The organism is Snodgrassella sp. M0351 (assembly GCF_016100575.1).
GTDB lineage: Bacteria > Pseudomonadota > Gammaproteobacteria > Burkholderiales > Neisseriaceae > Snodgrassella > Snodgrassella alvi.
On the sequence record NZ_JACFSG010000002.1, the window covers coordinates 97,390 to 116,239 of the forward strand.

The 18,850-nt window shown below is 41.6% G+C and carries 17 protein-coding genes and 1 other RNA gene; 11 read left to right on the plus strand and 7 right to left on the minus strand.

All coding sequences use genetic code 11. The features are described 5' to 3' along the window. Positions 1–83: 83 nt before the first annotated feature. Positions 84–821, minus strand: a complete 738-nt coding sequence (locus H3V01_RS08130) for a LysR family transcriptional regulator (protein ID WP_084554591.1) — start codon at positions 819–821, stop codon at positions 84–86. A 110-nt stretch (positions 822–931) separates the two neighbouring features. Here H3V01_RS08130 and H3V01_RS08135 point away from each other — a divergent pair, with 110 nt between their 5' ends. After that, positions 932–1,474 carry a DUF4865 family protein gene (locus tag H3V01_RS08135; protein WP_084554593.1) on the plus strand — a complete coding sequence of 181 codons (543 nt, stop codon included), beginning with the start codon at positions 932–934 and terminating at the stop codon, positions 1,472–1,474. Between the two features lie 162 nt (positions 1,475–1,636). Here H3V01_RS08135 and rnpB read toward each other — a convergent pair. Next, positions 1,637–2,000: RNase P RNA component class A (gene rnpB / locus H3V01_RS08140), an RNA gene on the minus strand. A gap of 143 nt (positions 2,001–2,143) precedes the next feature. Between rnpB and H3V01_RS08145 the strand changes: the two genes are divergently transcribed. The 3 genes from H3V01_RS08145 to H3V01_RS08155 all read left to right on the plus strand — a co-directional run bounded on the left by H3V01_RS08145 (position 2,144) and on the right by H3V01_RS08155 (position 7,025). After that, positions 2,144–3,985 carry an ABC transporter ATP-binding protein gene (locus H3V01_RS08145; protein ID WP_174834296.1) on the plus strand — a complete coding sequence of 614 codons (1,842 nt, stop codon included), beginning with the start codon at positions 2,144–2,146 and terminating at the stop codon, positions 3,983–3,985. Between the two features lie 103 nt (positions 3,986–4,088). Further along, complete coding sequence (gene dld, locus H3V01_RS08150; RefSeq protein ID WP_100115734.1) at positions 4,089–5,789, plus strand: D-lactate dehydrogenase; 1,701 nt, start codon at positions 4,089–4,091, stop codon at positions 5,787–5,789. 246 nt (positions 5,790–6,035) lie between these two features. After that, positions 6,036–7,025: an aldo/keto reductase gene (locus H3V01_RS08155; protein WP_198186508.1), complete on the plus strand. Its 990-nt coding sequence runs from the start codon at positions 6,036–6,038 to the stop codon at positions 7,023–7,025. A gap of 35 nt (positions 7,026–7,060) precedes the next feature. On the opposite strand, the gene H3V01_RS08160 is transcribed toward H3V01_RS08155, so the two are convergent. Continuing rightward, on the minus strand, positions 7,061–7,954 hold the full coding sequence (locus H3V01_RS08160) for a LysR family transcriptional regulator (protein WP_198186509.1): 894 nt from the start codon (positions 7,952–7,954) through the stop codon (positions 7,061–7,063). Between the two features lie 346 nt (positions 7,955–8,300). Here H3V01_RS08160 and mgtE point away from each other — a divergent pair, with 346 nt between their 5' ends. Both mgtE and prmC read left to right on the plus strand, forming a co-directional pair. Next, the gene (mgtE, locus tag H3V01_RS08165; RefSeq protein WP_025331738.1) at positions 8,301–9,734 is read left to right on the plus strand and encodes a magnesium transporter; all 1,434 of its coding nucleotides are present in this window, start codon (positions 8,301–8,303) and stop codon (positions 9,732–9,734) included. A 39-nt stretch (positions 9,735–9,773) separates the two neighbouring features. Continuing rightward, positions 9,774–10,586, plus strand: a complete 813-nt coding sequence (gene prmC / locus H3V01_RS08170) for a peptide chain release factor N(5)-glutamine methyltransferase (RefSeq protein WP_370570129.1) — start codon at positions 9,774–9,776, stop codon at positions 10,584–10,586. Between the two features lie 148 nt (positions 10,587–10,734). Here the strand turns inward: prmC and H3V01_RS08175 are convergent, their stop codons facing one another. The 3 genes from H3V01_RS08175 to H3V01_RS08185 all read right to left on the minus strand — a co-directional run bounded on the left by H3V01_RS08175 (position 10,735) and on the right by H3V01_RS08185 (position 12,388). Further along, entirely contained in the window at positions 10,735–11,385 is a 651-nt protein-coding gene (locus H3V01_RS08175; protein WP_198186511.1) for a site-2 protease family protein, read from the minus strand. A gap of 65 nt (positions 11,386–11,450) precedes the next feature. Beyond that, on the minus strand, positions 11,451–12,071 hold the full coding sequence (locus tag H3V01_RS08180) for an L-threonylcarbamoyladenylate synthase (protein WP_198186512.1): 621 nt from the start codon (positions 12,069–12,071) through the stop codon (positions 11,451–11,453). Between the two features lie 173 nt (positions 12,072–12,244). Further along, positions 12,245–12,388, minus strand: a complete 144-nt coding sequence (locus H3V01_RS08185) for a hypothetical protein (RefSeq protein ID WP_172397107.1) — start codon at positions 12,386–12,388, stop codon at positions 12,245–12,247. A gap of 496 nt (positions 12,389–12,884) precedes the next feature. Between H3V01_RS08185 and H3V01_RS08190 the strand changes: the two genes are divergently transcribed. From H3V01_RS08190 to H3V01_RS08210, 5 genes are all read left to right on the plus strand, one after another. Further along, the gene (locus tag H3V01_RS08190; RefSeq protein ID WP_198186513.1) at positions 12,885–14,021 is read left to right on the plus strand and encodes an RNA ligase RtcB family protein; all 1,137 of its coding nucleotides are present in this window, start codon (positions 12,885–12,887) and stop codon (positions 14,019–14,021) included. Next, positions 14,021–14,629, plus strand: coding sequence for a peptide chain release factor H (gene prfH, locus H3V01_RS08195; RefSeq protein WP_198186514.1), 609 nt, complete (start codon positions 14,021–14,023; stop codon positions 14,627–14,629). Before H3V01_RS08190 ends, prfH begins: the two co-directional genes overlap by 1 nt. Before the next feature lie 173 nt (positions 14,630–14,802). Then, positions 14,803–15,438, plus strand: coding sequence for a hypothetical protein (locus H3V01_RS08200; RefSeq protein ID WP_198186515.1), 636 nt, complete (start codon positions 14,803–14,805; stop codon positions 15,436–15,438). 481 nt (positions 15,439–15,919) lie between these two features. Next, positions 15,920–16,570 carry a DUF421 domain-containing protein gene (locus H3V01_RS08205; RefSeq protein ID WP_078475428.1) on the plus strand — a complete coding sequence of 217 codons (651 nt, stop codon included), beginning with the start codon at positions 15,920–15,922 and terminating at the stop codon, positions 16,568–16,570. 202 nt (positions 16,571–16,772) lie between these two features. After that, complete coding sequence (locus H3V01_RS08210) at positions 16,773–17,273, plus strand: GNAT family N-acetyltransferase (RefSeq protein WP_198186516.1); 501 nt, start codon at positions 16,773–16,775, stop codon at positions 17,271–17,273. Positions 17,274–17,633: 360 nt separating this feature from the next. On the opposite strand, the gene H3V01_RS08215 is transcribed toward H3V01_RS08210, so the two are convergent. Continuing rightward, positions 17,634–18,326, minus strand: coding sequence for a DUF2461 domain-containing protein (locus H3V01_RS08215; protein WP_198186517.1), 693 nt, complete (start codon positions 18,324–18,326; stop codon positions 17,634–17,636). Between the last annotated feature and the right edge of the window lie 524 nt (positions 18,327–18,850).

An 18,850-nucleotide genomic window follows, 5' to 3' on the forward strand; every position in this document is an offset into this window, starting at 1 on the left:
ACAGCAGATGGGTTATTAACAGACTTAACCGGTTAATGATGGTCCGAGTAGTGATAGTAAACTTGATATGATATAAAATTTTTTTAAACTGATTGATGCTGATAACAAAAATAGTCAATCTGATACTGGAGAGTATCAAGTGGTGTAAGTTTATCCTGCGCAAAGAATACGGGTAATAGTGCTATTGCCTGCCCCTTTTCAACAAGATTTAACAGCTGGCTGAGAGAATCAATGGTAATAATATTAGTCAGCTGCGGATATATTGCTAAAGTTTTGGCACGTAAGGGACAATCTGCATCGTTGTTAATCAGGACAGGTAAATGCAGATGAGTAGTAACTTTGGAACTTTTTAAAAAGGCAACAGGTAAATATCCGGTTTCTGTCAAATCATAATCTTTATGCTTAAATTCTTTAAAAGTAATAACCTTATCATAATTGTGCTGATTAATTTCATTTTCTATTTCACAGGTTTTTTTAATAACAATATCTGTTGATTCTATTTGATATTCAGTCTTTTCAATAACAATAAACTGAAACAGAAGTTCTGAAATTAATAATAAAGGTTTAACAGATTTAAATGATAATTTTATTTGTGCAAATTTTTCAAGTGTTGAATTGCTAAAAGCATAAAACTGATGGCCTTGTGCTGTTGGTTTCATTCCATCAAAACTACGGATAAAAAGCGTTGCCCGTAATTCATGTTCCATCTTTTTCAGATGTGCGGTCAGATTAGATTGTGAATAGCCTAAAATTTTTGCTGCTTTATTAAGACTTTTAACGTCATAAACTGTTTTAAAAATCAATAATCCTTTGAAATTCATATGTTGTATATGCCTATCATTTTTTCTGATAACTCAATCGCAGATTAGAATTATTCAAAATTGAATTAAATTTATAAACTGAATTACATTGTTTAAAGCGGGAATTTAGTATGCAGGCTATGCAATATAAAATTAGTTTACCAGCCGATTATGATATGAATATTATCAAAGATCGTATTCAAAATAATGGTTTTAAAACAGATGGCTTTGAAGATTTATTATTTAAGGCTTATATAATTTCTGATAAAAAGAGTGGCAACACAGGCAATGGATATTGTCCTCTTTATCTTTGGAAACAAACCAAAGGAATGAACAAATTTATTTTCGAAGGCTATTTTGACAATATTATTAATTCTTTTGGCTGGCAAAAAATCAATATTGGTATTACAGCAGAAGTGGAATTGACAAATGATTTCTCACAAAGCCGGTATGTATCAGAAGAAAATTTTTCTATAGCAGAACAAGTACGGTTAAGAGATTTTTCTTTTCAAAGTGCTGAGTATAAAAATAAAACTGGTAAAGTGATTATTTATAATCCGGATAAATGGCGTTATGCCGCATTTACTTTTTTTAAAGACAAACCAGCCATAAATAATCAGAATCTGTATCAGATTTTCCATCTTTCGCTTGATGCAGGGCATGGTCAAAAATAAATTAATCAGATTGTTCAATGAATGATAACAATAGATAACTAACTTGTTTTTACTTTATGATTTTCTTTGATATCCGGTGCCATGGGAATGCTGAATAATCAATGAGTACAAGAGAGCCGGAAAAACGGTTACAACTGTATGAATAACCATTATGCTGAGGGGCACATCAGACAACCGATAAGCCGGGTTCTGTCTTGTTGGACAGTCATTCATCTGGGCGGCACATTACTGTGCCGCTCTAGCAACCTACCCGAATGCTCGGCGAGCAGCGTCAGTGCATTCTGTTTGGTCTTGCTCCGAATGGGGTTTAGCCTGCTACACGTTGTTACCAACGGCACGGTGCGCTCTTACCGCACCATTTCACCCTTACCTGTGCTGTGGTTTCCCACAGCCATCGGCGGTTATGCTTTCTGTTCCACTTTCCGTCGCCTCACGACGCCCGGCTGTTAGCCGGCATTCTGCTCTGTGGAGCCCGGACTTTCCTCCATGCATGTATATTATGCACAGCGACTGTCTGGTATGCTGATGTGCCTGCAGGATTCTAACACAAACCGCTGAAAGCTGATTTATATTTCAGATTATGTATAATGATTTGACTTATTATTTTTCTGGCTGCCGTATTTGCTGGTACAGCCGCTATGGCTCACCTATGCAGAAAGCCCGCGCAATATGTTACTGAACCGATTTTTCAGCTGGTTTGAAAACCGCATTGATACTTATCCGGATACGCTTCCGCAACCGCCGAAAAAAGGTGTGTTGCCGTTTATCTGGAGTTGTCTGGAAGGAGCACGCCTCTGGCTGCTGCTGATGGTTGTCATGACAATAGGTACCGGTATTTTGGAGGCACTGGTATTTCGTTTCCTTGGTACGGTAATCGACTGGCTTGGTGCTTATTCACCAGACAGGTTATGGCCGGAAAAAGGACATGAGCTGCTGCTGATGGCTGCTGTGCTGATATTCAGTATTATTTGGTCATTTCTTTCTTCCAACGTACAGTTTCAGACTCTTCAGGGCGCCTTTCCGATGCGCCTTCGCTGGAATTTCCACCGCCTGATGCTCGGGCAGAGTATGGGTTTTTATCAGGATGAATTTGCTGGCAGGGTCTCTGCCAAGGTGATGCAAACCGCGCTTGCGGTACGTGATACGGTAATGTCTGTGTCCAATATGCTGGTTTATGTACTGGTTTATTTTGTTACCAGCGGGGTAATACTTGCCGGTATGGACAGCTGGTTATTGCTGCCTTTTATTCTGTGGATAGTGCTGTTTGTCATGGTACTCAGATTTCTGATTCCTAGGCTGTCTGAAACTGCTCAGAGGCAGGCAGATGCCCGCAGTCTGATGACCGGTCGTATTACTGATGCCTACACCAATATTGCTACGGTGAAGCTGTTTTCACACAGTGCGCGTGAAGCCGCCTATGCCAAAGCATCAATGCAGGAATTTCTGGTAACCGTGAATGCGCAGATGCGTCTGGCAACTCTGCTGGATAGTCTGAGCACCATGATTAATACTTTATTGGTAGTCGGTTCTGCCGGTCTGGGTATCTGGCTGTGGATGCAGGGGCAGGTGGGTGTCGGTGCTATTGCCACAGCGACAGCCATGGCCTCACGGATTAATGGTCTTTCACGCTGGGTAATGTGGGAAAGTGCGCGTCTGTTTGAAAATATCGGTACGGTTGAAGATGGTATGAAGATACTATCCCGTCCGCATGCTATTGTTGATAAACCTAAGGCACTGCCGTTAACAGTTAATCAGGGTGCGATTGACTTTGAGCATGTAAATTTTTCTTACAGTGAGGATAAACCGCTGCTGCGCGATTTTAACCTACATATCCGCGCGGGAGAAAAAGTGGGTCTGGTCGGACGCAGCGGCGCCGGTAAAACGACACTGACCAATCTGCTGCTGCGTTTTTATGATGTACAGGGCGGGCGTATTCTGATTGACGGGCAGGATATCCGCGATGTAACGCAGGATAGTCTGCGTGCAGCACTGGGGCTGGTGACACAGGATACTTCTCTGCTGCACCGTTCAGTACGTGACAATATAGTTTACGGGCGTCCCGATGCCTCTGATGAAGAAATGATACAGGCAGCACAGCAGGCAGCAGCGGATGGTTTCATTCCATCACTGGAAGATTCCAAAGCAAGACATGGATATGATGCACATGTGGGTGAGCGCGGTGTGAAGCTGTCTGGCGGACAGCGCCAGCGGATTGCCATAGCACGTGTAATTCTGAAAGATGCGCCGATTCTGCTGCTGGATGAAGCCACCAGTGCTCTGGATTCAGAAGTAGAGGCCGCCATTCAGGAAAATCTCACCCGGTTAATGCAGGGCAAAACGGTTGTGGCAATTGCGCACCGGCTGTCTACGATTGCTGCAATGGATCGGCTGATTGTGATGGATAAAGGGCAGATAGTTGAGCAGGGCACACATAGTGAGCTGCTGGCAAAAAATGGTGTTTATGCTATGCTGTGGCAACGGCAGAGCGGTGGTTTTTTGCCTGAAGCCTGATATACATCAGATATGTTAAAAATCTTCCCGTTAATATATAACTGTTCTAAAATGGTTTGTATTGATTAGGAATAAGTCACTACATAATAAAGGGAGAAGCAGTATGGGTATTAATACACATACCGACCTCGTTCACACATTACAGGGAATTGTCGGGCATGAATATACTCTGACTGATCCCGCACGTACTCTGCCTTACCGTCAGGGTATTCGTTTCGGAGTTGGTGATGCGCTGGCTGTTGTGATACCGGGTACACTGGTGGAGCAGTGGCGGGTATTAAAAGCCTGTGTTGAAGCTGATGTGATAGTTATCACTCAGTCTGCCAATACCGGTCTGACAGGTGGTTCGACACCGGATGGTAATGATTATGATCGCCCGATTGTTATTGTCAGCACACGCCGGCTGGATGGTATTCAGGTGATTGAAAATGGCGAACAGGTAGTCTGTCTGCCCGGGAGCACACTGTTCCGTCTGGAAAAAGAGCTGAAACAATATCAGCGTGGTCCGCATTCGGTTATCGGTTCATCCTGTATTGGTGCCTCCGTGATGGGCGGAGTATGTAACAATTCAGGCGGTGCGCTGATTCAGCGCGGTCCGGCTTATACTCAGATGGCAGTGTTTGCTCAACTGGATGAAAACGGTCAGTTGCATCTGGTAAATCATCTTGGTATCGAACTGGGCGATGAACCGGAAACTATTTTACAGAATCTGCAAAATCATAAATACAGCGATCAAGATATCAAACATGATGCCGGTATGGGACATGACCACGAATACCGCAACCATGTACGCGAAATAGATGCAGATACGCCGGCACGTTTTAATGCCGATCCGGCACGGCATTATGAAGCTTCCGGCAGCGCAGGACGTCTGATGGTCTTTGCTGTTCGTCTGGATACTTTCCCGCTGGAGAAAAAATCTGCGGTTTTCTATATCGGCAGTAATGATACCCACGAGCTGGATGATATTCGCCGCCATATTCTCAGCAAGTTTAAAAATCTGCCGGTTTCCGGTGAGTACATGCACCGTGAGGCTTTTGATATTGCTGCGGCATATGGTAAAGATACTTTTGTTGCCATTCAGAAATTCGGTACGGATGCTATGCCGCGCCTGTTTGCCTTTAAGAATTTTGTTGATCGTATCATGGCGAAAATTCCGTTTTTTCCGAAGAATTTTTCTGACCATTTTGCGGTATTTATGTGTAAGTTTCTGCCGCAGCATTTACCTCAGTCCATTCGTGATTACCGCGACCGTTACGAACACCATCTGATTCTGAAAATGGCTGATGACGGTATTGAGGAAGCAGAAGCATTTCTGAATACTTTTTTCCAGCAGAAAACCGGCAGTTATTTCCGCTGTAATGAAAAAGAGGCCGAAGCGGCAATGCTGCATCGTTTTGCCGCAGCCGGCGCAGCGACTACCTATCGTAATGTGCATAGCGATACGGTAGAAAATATTGTTGCACTGGATGTGGCTTTACGGCGTAATGACAGCGAATGGTTTGAAACCCTGCCTGACAGTATTAATCAGCATTTCATCCATAAAATGTATTATGGCCACTTTTTCTGTCATGTTTTCCATCAGGATTATATTGCCCGTAAAGGTACCGATTGCAACAAAGTTGAAGATGAGATGCTGGTATTGCTTGATCAGCGTGGAGCCCAGTATCCGGCTGAGCACAATGTTGGTCACTTGTATCATGCCAAACCGGCTTTAAAGCAATTTTACCGGCAGCTGGATCCTACCAATAGCTTTAATCCGGGTATTGGTAAAACTTCAAAGAAAAAATACTGGGCTGATTAAGCTGACAAATAAATCAGTATTTTCTGAAAGTCATTGCTGATAAAGGTATTTGGAAAAGATAGTATTTACGTCTGAAATATACCGCTGAGCGCCTGCTGATTTGTCAGGCGCTTTTTTTTGACTGATGAAAAGGCAGGTTGATTATTTATGAATAGTATTAATTAACCTTAGTAATTCAGACCTCTTAATCCTGTTGCCTGCAAAGACTATGCTGTTTCTGCGATTAATCACAAAAGGAATAGTACGATGCAACAACGTTATTTAGGCAGTAGCCGTCTGGCTGTTTCTGCTTTGGGGCTGGGATGTATGGGGCTGAGTTTCGGATATGGTGCGGCAACAGAAACCGGAAAAGCCATTGAGCTGATTCGTTCTGCTGTGGCACAAGGTGTGACTTTTTTTGATACGGCAGAAGTCTATGGCCCTTATCTGAACGAAGAATTAGTCGGTGAGGCTTTGAAACCTTACCGGCAACAGGTAGTGATTGCCACTAAGTTTGGTTTTACGTTTGGTGATGATAATAAGCAGCAGATTTTAAACAGCCGTCCGGAGCATATTCGCCAGGCAGTCGAAGGTTCATTGCGACGGCTGCAAACAGATGTGATTGATTTATTGTATCAGCATCGGGTCGATCCTGATGTACCGATTGAAGATGTTGCCGGTACGGTTAAGGATTTGATTGCTGAGGGAAAGGTAAAACATTTCGGTTTGTCTGAAGCCGGTGCTGCTACCATTCGCCGGGCTCATGCAGTACAGCCTCTGACTGCGTTGCAAAGTGAATACTCAATGTGGTGGCGCGAGCCGGAAAAAGAAATTTTGCCCTTGCTGCAGGAGCTGGGAATTGGTCTGGTACCGTTCAGCCCGCTGGGTAAAGGCTTTTTAACCGGTACCATTAATTCATCTACCGTATTTACTGCCGATGATTTCCGCCGGCGTGTACCGCGCTTTACTCCTGAAGCACGGGCAGCAAATGAAAATCTGACCACTCTGATCAATAAACTGGCTCAGGCTCATCAGGTTACTCCGGCTCAGATTGCGCTGGCATGGCTGCTGGCACAAAAACCATGGATTGTTCCGATTCCGGGCACTACCAAACCAGACAGACTTCAGGAAAATCTGGCTGCGGCCGACATTCAGCTAACTGCCAGTGATGTTGCTGAAATTAATCAGGCTCTGGAGCATATTTCTATTGTGGGTGAGCGTTATCCTGCTGACCAGCAGGCACGTGTAGGGCGTTAATCAGGAAAGAATAAGGGAGGCTCATATGGTTTCCCTTATTCAATTAGTCGTAAAGCATCAATCATCATAGCAAAGGCACGGGGGTGCTGTTTGCGGCTGGGATAATAGAGGTAATAGCCCGGAAAAGCAGGACACCATTCTTTCAGTACTTGTACCAGCTGACCGGATGCCACCAGTGCTGTGACCATATCCTCGGGCACGTAGCCAATACCAAAACCAGATAACACGGCATCTATGCGCTCAGGCAACTGATTGAAAGTGAGTTGTCCGTTTACTTTAATGCGCAGTGGTTTGCCGTCTTTTTCAAACTCCCACTGGTAAAGTGCGTTGGCACTGGGTAAGCGTACATTGATACACTGATGATGCTGTAAATCATATGGGGTGGCCGGTATAGCATGAGTCTTGAAATAATCTGCTGATGCCACAACGGCCAGACGTATTTCAGAACTCAGTTTAATAGCTACCATGTCTTGTTCGAGGCTCTCTCCAAGGCGTACTCCGGCATCAAAACCATCCTGCACGATATCTACAAAATGGTTATCGATAAATAACTCAACATTAATTTTCGGATGTTCTTTCAGAAATGGTTTCAGTTTTGGCCAAAGTACCGTATTTGCCGCATGTTCACTAACAGACAGCCAAATATTGCCGCTGGCCGTACCATTTTGTTCAACCAGATTCTGTAATGTAAATTCAAGCTCATTTAATCGTGGTTCCAGATAAGCAATTATTTGTTCACCTATATCAGTAGGCGCCACACTGCGAGTTGTCCGGGTCAGTAAACGTGTTTGCAGTTTTTGCTCCAGAACTTTAATCGCGTGGCTGAGCGCAGACTGTGTCATTCCCAGTTTACGGGCTGCTCTGGTAAAACTTCGCTCTTTGGCTATTGTCAGTAAATACTGAAATTCATTGAAATTTTCTCTGAGCATGTTGCTATTCCCCCTGCTGAATTTAATCATGATTTGCAGCAGTAATGTAATTTATACATTAAAACAATGTGGTGTTATCAGCAACCTTCTTCTGTGACAGAGAATATATAAACCTTGCCGTGAAATACACTGATTATGCAGCTTAGCAATATAGTTTGTGGTGATAAACGCAAAGAAGGAGAGGCGCGAACAGGTAAAATCCGTGTACAATATTATTAAAGACAGCCTGCTCAAGCAGGCTTTAATTTATCATAACAGGCAAAATGCTGTTTTATCAGGATATACTGCTGGCATTGCAGCGGTAACATTCCGGTTTGGATGATGCAACACACAGGATAACAATACAATGGATAGCCACAGCAATCTCAGCGAACTGGAACGCCTGCATCTGGATACCGATCACATATGTGAGCTGGTTGCTATTCTTTTGCCGGTTGCCGAGCATATCCATTCGCATACTCAGTCATACCTGCAAACACCGGAGCAGGAACAGGCACTGACTGAACTGATTGCTGCTCTGCACGAGCTGCATCCTGCCGATATGGCTACCCTGCTGGAGTCACTGCCGCTACAGGAACGTATGCTGGTGTGGAAGCTGGCTACACCTACTGAAGATGGTGAGGTATTACTGGAGGTTTCTGATCCGGTACGTGAAACCCTGATTGAAAGCATGGCGCAGCAGGAACTGCTGGCCGCTGTGGATAATCTGGATGCAGACGAACTGGCCGAGCTGGCTCCGGATTTGCCCAAAGAAGTTGTTTATGAAGCCATAAGCAGCCGTGATGAAGAAGAGCGGGCACAAATTACTGCGGCAATGTCTTTTGAAGACAATCAGGTTGGCGCACTGATGGATTTTGAGCTGGTGAGTATTCGGGCAGATGTAACCTGCGAGGTGGTCTTGCGTTATTTACGCCGCTTTGAACGTTTGCCCGACCATACCGATAAAATCTTTGTAGTCGATAATTACGATGTTCTGCAAGGCGTTTTACCGATACGCAGTCTGTTGGTTGCCGATCCGGATTTACTGGTCTCGACAGTTATGGCCGATGATGTGGTTACCTTCCGTCCTGAAGACGATGCTGAAGAAGCAGCAGCGGCATTTGAGCGCTATGATCTGGTCACTGCACCAGTAGTAGACAGTAACCGCAAACTGATCGGACGTATTACCGTTGATGAAATGGTGGATGTGATTCGTGAAGAATCAGAAACCGATATGCTGAATATGGCCGGTTTACGTGAAGAGGAAGACCTGTTTGCGCCGGTAGTGGATTCAGTAAAAAACCGCTGGATATGGCTGGCTGTCAATTTGTGTACGGCTTTTGTTGCCAGCCGTGTAATTGGTATGTTTGAAAACTCAATTGAAAAAATTGTTGCGCTGGCAACACTGATGCCGATTGTGGCCGGTATTGGCGGTAATTCCGGTAATCAGACCATTACCATGATTGTGCGCGCCATGACGTCCGGACAAATCAGTAACAGTCAGGCATGGCGGTTACTGCGCAAAGAAGAGGGCGTTGCTCTTGTAAATGGTATTATCTGGGGTTCTGTGATGGGGCTTGTTTCTTATTTCCTGTATCACAGCGTAGGTATTGGTCTGGTTATGGTGGCTGCAATGACACTGAATCTGTTACTGGCTGCCACGGTCGGCGTACTGATACCGGTAATTATGCAAAAATCCGGCCGCGATCCGGCACTTGGCAGCAGTGTGCTGATTACTGCTGTTACAGATTCCGGCGGCTTTTTTATTTTTCTCGGTCTGGCCACCCTGTTTTTGTTATAAACCTGTCTTAAAGAATAGATAATGAATACAGATACGCCAATCACTCTTGATAACTGGTTACACAACTGCGGTTTGCCGCGACTGGAAGCACGAATGCTGCTTCAGCAGGTACTGGATATCAGTCATGGCTATATTATCGCCCATGGTCAGCAGCTAATCAGCAGCAGTGATCAGACCAGACTGAATCAACTGGCACAACGGCGGCTGGCTGGTGAGCCATTGGCCTATCTGCTCGGATGGCGTGAATTTTACAGCAGGCGTTTTCAAGTTACAGAAGCTGTACTGATTCCGCGGCCGGAAACGGAACATCTCGTAGAAGCGGTTTTAGCACATTTACCTGAGTACGGAGTTGTGTGGGATTTAGGTACAGGCAGCGGAGCCATTGCGATTACCGTAGCCTGTGAACGTCCTGATGCACAGGTATGGGCAGCTGATATCAGTGCAGAAGCACTGGCAGTTGCGCGTACCAATGCTGTAGCCCTGCAGGCAGACGTATCTTTCGGACAAGGTTCATGGTATCAGGCGCAGCCGCAGCCGGCAGTTAACAGTGTGGACGTAATTGTATCCAATCCTCCTTATATTGCCGTACATGATCAACACTTGCAGCAGGGGGATTTGCGCTTTGAACCGCAGCATGCGCTCACCGATAATTACAACGGTCTGACTGCATTTCAAACCATTATTACCGGCGCTGCACATTTTCTGCGTCCTGATGGCTGGTTATTACTGGAACATGGCTTTGATCAGGGAGAAGCAGTTCGCACAATGTTAGCGCAGAATAATTTCAGTCAGATTTACACACAGCCTGATCTGGCAGGTCTGGAAAGAGTAACACTAGGACAGAGAAAATAATTTCCTGGTAAATCAATGAGCCAATCATTTATTCACCAGAATTAATTTTAAATTGATGTAATCAGTATAATTCGGCAAGAATATAAAAATATTCTTGCCGAATTAAATATTTCAATAGAATTTTTAATAATGAAAACTACATCTGATCTCAGAAGAGATTAATTATTAAAAACATCAGTGACGTAACCATTTTAAGAAATGGTCGCAAAATAAACGAAAATATGCCGCTTACAATCAGAAGCAGAATAATCCATTTTCCATATGGTTCCAGCTTACGATACTCCATCGAAGCTTTTGGTGACAGAAAACTGTCAATAAAGCGTGCACCCGGTTGCGGAGGAATCGGTAGAAGACTGAAAAAAGAGAATATGGCATTAACACGGACACCTATGATTCCCATCATCGCCATTGGTTCCTGAAAATATTCCGGCACCCACCGACTGATAATCACAACAATGGTCCAGCACAGACACATGAGCAGGTTAGCCAGGGGGCTGGCAATGGCTACCAGACGATCTCCCTGACGTCTGTTTTTAAAATTGCGCGGGTCAATTGGTACTGGTTTGGCCCAGCCAACCATAAGAAAGCCTGACAAAAGAATCATGGTTGCCAGCGGGATAATAATTGTTCCGACAATATCAATGTATTTAGCCGGATTCAAACTCAGCCGACCCATCGTTTCAGCTGTACGGTCACCGCAAAAGCGTGCCATATAACCACAAACTGCTGCCGGGAGCGTAATCCCAAGTAGAATCGGCAAGATTGCCAGAAGTAAGTAAGCCAGATCAAATTTCAGCAAAGTAAAATCCTTAAAATACAAATAGAAAATTCTGTATCAAAACAGTTATGATACCAGTGAAAATTTTACAACCCAAATAGCGCAGCATCCCCTTTACCCTGCCGTATCAGCGTAATATCCTCGGTCATATCAATGACGGTTGTAGGTTCAGTACCGCACCAGCCACCATCTATAACCAGATCCACTTCATGTTCGAGCTGATCCCGGATATCATAAGGGTCAGTTAACGGTTCATCATCATGAGGCAGCATCAGTGTACATGACAGCATCGGTTCATTCAGATTCTGCAATAAAGCCAGAGCTATACGATTGTCCGGAACACGTAAACCGATGGTTTTGCGTTTAGGGTGAAGAGTGCGTGCTGGTACTTCTTTGGTGGCCTGCAAAATAAATGTATAACTTCCGGGTGTTGCTGCCTTGAGCAGCCGGAACTGGCTATTATCTACACGCGCATAAACGCCCAGCTGGCTGAGATCATGACACATCAGAGTTAGATGATGTTTCTGATCAATGCTGCGTATACGTAAAATTCGCTCCATTGCCTGTTTATTGCCCGGCAGGCAGCCCAGTGCATAACAGGAATCCGTCGGATAAACAATCACTCCGCCACCACGAACAATATCTGCTGCCTGATTAATCAGTCGTTCCTGAGGATCAGTAGGATGGATAGCAAAAAACTGTGACATAAAAATTCCTTATTTTGTATTTATCAATCCAATCAGTTATTGTAAACATAAGCCTGCCACATCAACAGAGAATAATATGTCCGACTAACTATTTATTTAGAAGTATTACCAGCAGTAAACAGCCAGCATATATTCAGACAGATATCAGCACAAATAGAAAATTACTGAAAAATTCAGCATTCAGCCTGAAATTCGCTACCAGTGCCGGTAAACTGTCTTATCAGAGCACATAATTTCTGTACGGCATCAATATATTGCGGCGTTACCGTTCCATTCCTGCCTGAGTTACTGCGACCATAAATATCGTTAATCCCCATCACTATACTTCTACTGCCGTTCCACTGACGGGCAGCAGTTCTGGAAGTTTTAATTCGGCGCAGATTTTTAAATTAATGCAGGAAACGTGGTTACCGATTAATATCAGAGTATAAATTATCAATAATGATTAATTTTTATTATTTTTAATTGAAAATAATAGTGTCAACAGTATCGGATTAATGTATTAGTGGTGAAATAACTACAAAACACTAATTATAATCAGCTCATTGACATAAAAATCACTGATTATTTTTGACTACCTGTAAAACCTGATTTACAGTACGCCACTCTGTCAAATTATCAACATTGCAACGGAAAGGAATAATTATGTTTGTACTACCTATCCCTTGCAGGTCAATCCAGGGCTGATTACATCCTGATCCTTGGCTACGGCCTGCCAATTTATTACTCAGCATGCAAATCCTGTTCATTTATGATGAACATGGCTGACTATTGCTTGCTTATTACCAAATAAAATAATTGGAATGGATCAGAATGGGCAATTCTATTCAGCAGCTGGCGGACAATATTACCCTGATAACATCACCAGAACTCTGGTTAGAGGGCGAAGCCATCCGGCAGCTAGAGACAACTGCAAAACTTCCCGATATTAAATACGTTGCCGGTATGCCGGATTTACATCCCGGCCGTGGTTATCCGGTGGGTGCAGCTTTTTTTACTACCCAATATCTTTATCCGGCACTGATTGGCGGGGATATTGGCTGCGGAATGGCATTATGGCAAACCACAGTCAAAATCCGGGCAATGAATCAGGCGAAGCTGATTAAGCGTCTGGGTAATATTGATCAGCCGCTATCAATCACAGAATGTACAGCTTTATGGCCGGAAATTCTGCCATTAAATAATCATACCTATGCTTCAGGAACCATTGGCAGCGGTAACCATTTTGCAGAACTGCAAATGCTGGAGACAGTTTATGCACCGGAAATTATCCGGCAGACCGGACTGGATAAACATTACCTGCAACTGATGGTACATAGCGGTTCACGCGGGCTGGGCGGCATGATTCTGGATAAACATACCCGCCAGTACGGACATCAGGGATTAATCGCCGATAGTCCTGCCGGTAAAGAATATCTGATGCAACACAATCTGGCTCTGGATTATGCACAGCAGAACCGCGAGCTGATTGGCAGACGTATTCTGGCTAACCTGCGTGAGCAGGGGCAAAAACTGCTGGATATCAGCCATAACTTTATAGAACCGGTAACAATTAATAAGGAGTATGGCTGGTTGCACCGAAAAGGAGCTGCACCTGCCAACAGGGGATTAGTGATTATTCCTGGTTCACGTGGTGATTTCAGCTATCTGGTACAACCACTGGATACCGTTTCCTCACTATATTCACTGGCACACGGTGCAGGGCGTAAATGGCAGCGCTCTGCCTGTAAGGGCAGGCTGGTAGAACGCTATACAGCAGAACAGTTAACCCGTACAGCACATGGCAGCAGAGTAATCTGCTGTGATCGTGAACTGTTATATGAAGAAGCCCCTCAGGCATATAAATCAATTGAAAGTGTAATCGCAGCCATGGTTCAGGCTCAACTAATCAGACCGGTAGCACGCCTTAAACCAGTAATTACTTATAAAGTTCAGACGGAGAAGAAATAATGCAACTTTTGCAATTATCTGCTGCTTACGGACCGGCTGAATGTTGTCTTGCCGTTGTCAAAGCATTAGCACGTTTACAATATGAAGCAAAACAGAAACAGGTTGAAGTACAAGTTCTGGAACAGGAACCGGCTAAACACGGACTGCATTCGGTACTGGTGAGTTTAGAGGGTACTCAGGCCAGCGCACTGGCTGATATGTGGCAGGGTACTATTCAATGGATTTGTACCAGCCCTTATCGTCCGCAGCACAAACGAAAAAACTGGTTTATCGGAGCAAGTTGTTTTAATCCAGTTGTTCAGCAGTACTCTGATGAAATTGTATTTGAAACCATGCGTTCATCCGGAGCAGGCGGACAGCACGTTAATAAAACAGAATCAGCTGTCAGAGCAACACATACAGCCAGCGGTATTAGTGTTAAAGTGCAATCAGAGCGCAGCCAGCATGCTAATAAAAAACTAGCTGTACTGTTGCTCCAGCATAAGCTGTTACAGCAGGAACAGCAATTGCAGGCAAGCAATAAGGCGGTTCATCATAAACACCATCATCAGATAGTCCGTGGCAATCCGGTACGAATATTTACCGGCATGGATTTCAAAGCTTTGTAGTGGTAAGCAGGCAACCAGATATCTTCATAGTTGCCTGTTTTATTTTCAACATTAATCTACCGAGTATCCGTTTAGAATAAATTTACAAAAAAAGTGAATATTGACATATATCATATAAATAAATCTGGTTTTTGATAAAATAAATTAATTTACATAATTAATTAAATGTCATAATGAAAAAATATATATTAGAGCCTTATGTTGCTTTCGATCCTGATACGGCAACATATTTATTTACCAAGAATATTAAATTAGAAGAAAATCAATCACCGGCGCCTCAAATATCCCGGGAGATATTTAAAATATATTTTCCTAAAAAAATTTTTTTTTGCGGCGTAATTATTTATATCATCGATATTGCATGTTTTTATTTGCAAAAATTTTTTTTAGAGGAAAATGCAATACCTAGAACAGTTATAGAATCTATTCAGATACTCGTGATTATATTTTTACTGATATCTATAGCACAAATTGTCGGAATAATTCGTGAAATCAGAAGATTAAAAAAATTATACCAAGAAATTAACTGGCCTGCTGAATATCATTATGTGTTTTTTGAAGAAGGAATCTTAATCAAATCTGTTGACATGGAAGGTATTTTTTATTGGGATGATTTTATGAGTATTATTTTAACGTCGAATACATTAGCGTTTAATTTATGCCCGGCCGGAACCCAAAAAGGCAATATATTTATCAAACACTATCCGCGTTTACATAATTTCTATCTTTTTACTGATATAGATGAGCAAATAAAAACATTAATTACTTCAATAAGTCAGAGATATAAAAAATTAGTTGTATTTAGATAGCATTTGTTACATTAACAGATAATGAAAACTTTTCCGTAAATTCTTAGCTGCTTTAATGCGATGATAGCTATTGGTAATCTTATCAGTGCCGTTATATAACCTGATGCGGGTAACTAAATCTGGTTTTCTCCGCATCAGAATTCAAATTTTTAAAACCTTCGTCTGAAAATATCTGGCACAGCCAAAAACAATATTGCCTTATCAAGACCAAATTTCAACCAAAAGCATTATTAATTAATTACATAATTTTAAACAAATTAAACATTGAAATTTACCTTAAAATTACAATATAAACTACTGATAATAAATATATATTTTATTATTGTGTTTCTAATATTATAAATATTAATTACTTTAGGATATTGAGCGATATTCAGAATAATATCTTTTATTGATTTCATGATACATTTATTTATTAAAATCAATAATTTATGTTTATTTATCTGAAGCTGCGGTTATTATTGTTTAAAAGGAACCGTTAATGAATCCCATCTATCTCAATATCATTTTCAAAATGCTGGTCGCATTTTGTATTCTGTTAGTGTACATCAACTTATCCGGTAAAGGGTCTCTGGCGCCCATTTCTGCTATTGATCAGGTAGGTAACGTGGTTTTAGGGGCAATTATTGGCGGTCCGCTATATAATCCGTCCATAAGTATTACCCTACTTATGAGTGCTTCCATTTTTTGGGCAGGATTACTGTTACTGGTACGTTACACCACATTTAAGCGCAATATTGCTAAAGATTTTGTTGACGGTACCTCTATACGCTTAATGGAAAATGGAATCGTGCTTTCACAGAATTTTCGTAAAGCAAAACTGTCTATCCGTGATTTTATTATGTTACTCCATCAGCGTGGCTATAACAGTCTGGAAGCACTCAGTGATGTCTGGTTTGAATATAATGGTCAGATGACCGTAGTAAAAAAAGGTGATCCCTCCATGGCCGTTGTTGTAGTAGAAAATGGAGTAGTGAATTACCCAAGTTTAAAATCTCTGGGGCATGACGAAAAATGGCTGGAAAATGAGCTGAACCGGTTAGGAGAAAAACTGGATGATGTTTTTCTGGCAGAAGTGCATGATAATAAGCTTTGGGTTTATCCGGATGTGCAAAAAAGTAGCGAAAACTAGTCTGATTAAGCTTAGTTTGTAAATTTTATGCTATTTATCATGTGGCATCGTATTAAGATAAAAAGTTTTTCTGATTCTTAGCTGGCAGTTACCGGCAGCAATACCCGGTATTTTGCAGTGATAATGAATTTCTCAGCAAATATGCGATAACATATCAATGTTGATGATAATGAAGTGCAAAGTCTTGCTGGAGCAAATCATAATGAAAATAGAAAACAAGTTGGGTAATGCTGCATCTGAAATCGAAGTAAAACCATACTCTCCACTCTATGCCACTGAAATATGCGATTTGTTTCATTCGACTATTCATGCTATTGATACCGATATTTATAACAAAGCAGAGCAAGAAGCATGGTGCCCAACACCACCAGATTATCAGATGTGGTTAAAACGTTTAGATAACACTCAGCCTTGGATGGCTATCTTTGGCTCACGCCTTGCGGGGTTTATAGAACTTAAAGATGATGGTTACATAGACTGTTTTTACGTGCATCCTGACTTTCAAAAACGTGGCGTAGCCAGAAAACTCTATGACCATGTGCTTAACTTGGCCTACCAGAAAAAGCTTTCACAATTAAGTGTAGATGCTTCAAAAGTGGCCATGCCAATTTTCAAAAAATGGGGTTTTATAATAAAGCGGGCTAACAAAATATCCAGAGAAAATCAGGTACTGATAAATTACCATATGTATAAACCACTTTGATTTTTATTGAGACCTCTGTTAAGTAGAAAACTTTATAAAGATAGCAGAAAATGAAATACACATCTGGTTTACCTATAATGAAGAAATAAATCCCGAATTTGCTTTGACCAACTATGTCTAATTTTTGAATCATCAGGAATTGGAGCAGTGGCAAAAATTATACTTTAACAAGTATAAACACCAATATTGGGTAACCCGAATGTTAGTGCGTGATGTTCTGAGCAGATATCTACAAAGTATTCCTGCCGAAAATATAGAATTCAAAACTAATAATTATAAGAAGCCCTATAGCTACATTGTCTCAGAAATTAAAAGCTATAACGGGAAATAATAAAAATCATTTTATATTGATGAGAATATTTATAACTTGGAAATATTCTTAATGAACTCTACATCCATTAAAAAATCATAAAGTGGTAATAACTGTTTAAAGCCTTGGGTCAGTTTATTTGGTAAATCCCTGTCAAGTATATCCTCGATATGATGATTGGTTGCCATTACAGCAATATTTTTCCGGTTGTACCATGTTGCAATCTTTTTATCCTGCTCTTTAACTAAAGGACGTTTATAACTATCACCAACAAGCTCAAACGGTTTCTTCACGCACCTCATAACTTTTAAAAACACTTCCGGTTTATTCAGTATTTCTTCACGGAAAATGTCCATAGTTTGTTTGGGTGCACAATAATAACCAAGCCCATATCGATAAGTATCGGGACTAATTTCAAAAAAATAGGCAGGAGCCTCTTTCCAGTCGCGGCTTGGACGTTTGAATGTCAGCCATAAACGGCTGCGATAAAGAGATTTATCTTTTGAGAAACGGGTATCACGATGAATACGTGATATCGTTTTACCAATAGCCGGGCGAGTTTCAAATTCTTTGTCGATTTTCAACATTTCAGGGGTTAACTGTTCAACCAGTGCCCGAAATGGCTGTATCAATTCATGGTCATAAATTGAACGATGCTCATCAAACCACGGCTTACTATTATTAATCCGGATATCTTGTAAAAAATTGAGTCCAGCCTGCGTAAATCCGTTGAATTTATACATTAATCACCCTTTAAATATTCCAGAAAACGCACGGGATTTCCAGATTACTTACTTCATTTTTATCTTACCTAAGTAGTTAGAGTTAATCCAGTATTCAGGCAGAGTAAATAAACTGGTTGAAAATTAATTTTTAATATAATTTCTGATTTCCGAGCTTATCTGAACATAACACTGTTGTTTACATTCCAGTGTTTCCGTGTCGAATCTCATATAATTAATCTAAAGTTTTACGGATATCTGATATTAATCATGGAAGCTTTGAACCGATAACCAATATTACTGAGACTTTGAAAGATTTAATAAAATATATACCGTGCAGTGATGCATGTGAAAATAATATTGTTAATTTTACAGGTTTACATGTGATTGATATGAGTAATTAAGATATTTTTCGATATCTGAAAATATTCTCAGTACAGAAAGATTTTGCATATCTTTTCTGCCTTTATATGTTCAAAGCCATTAAACCTGCATTTTTGATATTGTCGTTTTACATTTATTAGTCAGATATTGAATCTGGTTGT

Bases quoted from the DNA above. Each gene is read 5' to 3' on its own strand.
- mgtE (WP_025331738.1), top strand. From the start codon at position 8,301: ATGGATAGCCACAGCAATCTCAGCGAACTGGAACGCCTGCATCTGGAT.
- H3V01_RS08185 (WP_172397107.1), bottom strand. From the start codon at position 12,388: ATGGGGATTAACGATATTTATGGTCGCAGTAACTCAGGCAGGAATGGA.
- H3V01_RS08130 (WP_084554591.1), bottom strand. From the start codon at position 821: ATGAATTTCAAAGGATTATTGATTTTTAAAACAGTTTATGACGTTAAA.
- H3V01_RS08205 (WP_078475428.1), top strand. From the start codon at position 15,920: ATGAATCCCATCTATCTCAATATCATTTTCAAAATGCTGGTCGCATTT.
- prfH (WP_198186514.1), top strand. From the start codon at position 14,021: ATGCAACTTTTGCAATTATCTGCTGCTTACGGACCGGCTGAATGTTGT.
- H3V01_RS08155 (WP_198186508.1), top strand. From the start codon at position 6,036: ATGCAACAACGTTATTTAGGCAGTAGCCGTCTGGCTGTTTCTGCTTTG.
- H3V01_RS08135 (WP_084554593.1), top strand. From the start codon at position 932: ATGCAGGCTATGCAATATAAAATTAGTTTACCAGCCGATTATGATATG.
- H3V01_RS08160 (WP_198186509.1), bottom strand. From the start codon at position 7,954: ATGCTCAGAGAAAATTTCAATGAATTTCAGTATTTACTGACAATAGCC.
- H3V01_RS08190 (WP_198186513.1), top strand. From the start codon at position 12,885: ATGGGCAATTCTATTCAGCAGCTGGCGGACAATATTACCCTGATAACA.
- H3V01_RS08215 (WP_198186517.1), bottom strand. From the start codon at position 18,326: ATGTATAAATTCAACGGATTTACGCAGGCTGGACTCAATTTTTTACAA.
- H3V01_RS08200 (WP_198186515.1), top strand. From the start codon at position 14,803: ATGAAAAAATATATATTAGAGCCTTATGTTGCTTTCGATCCTGATACG.
- dld (WP_100115734.1), top strand. From the start codon at position 4,089: ATGGGTATTAATACACATACCGACCTCGTTCACACATTACAGGGAATT.
- H3V01_RS08210 (WP_198186516.1), top strand. From the start codon at position 16,773: ATGAAAATAGAAAACAAGTTGGGTAATGCTGCATCTGAAATCGAAGTA.
- H3V01_RS08145 (WP_174834296.1), top strand. From the start codon at position 2,144: ATGTTACTGAACCGATTTTTCAGCTGGTTTGAAAACCGCATTGATACT.
- H3V01_RS08180 (WP_198186512.1), bottom strand. From the start codon at position 12,071: ATGTCACAGTTTTTTGCTATCCATCCTACTGATCCTCAGGAACGACTG.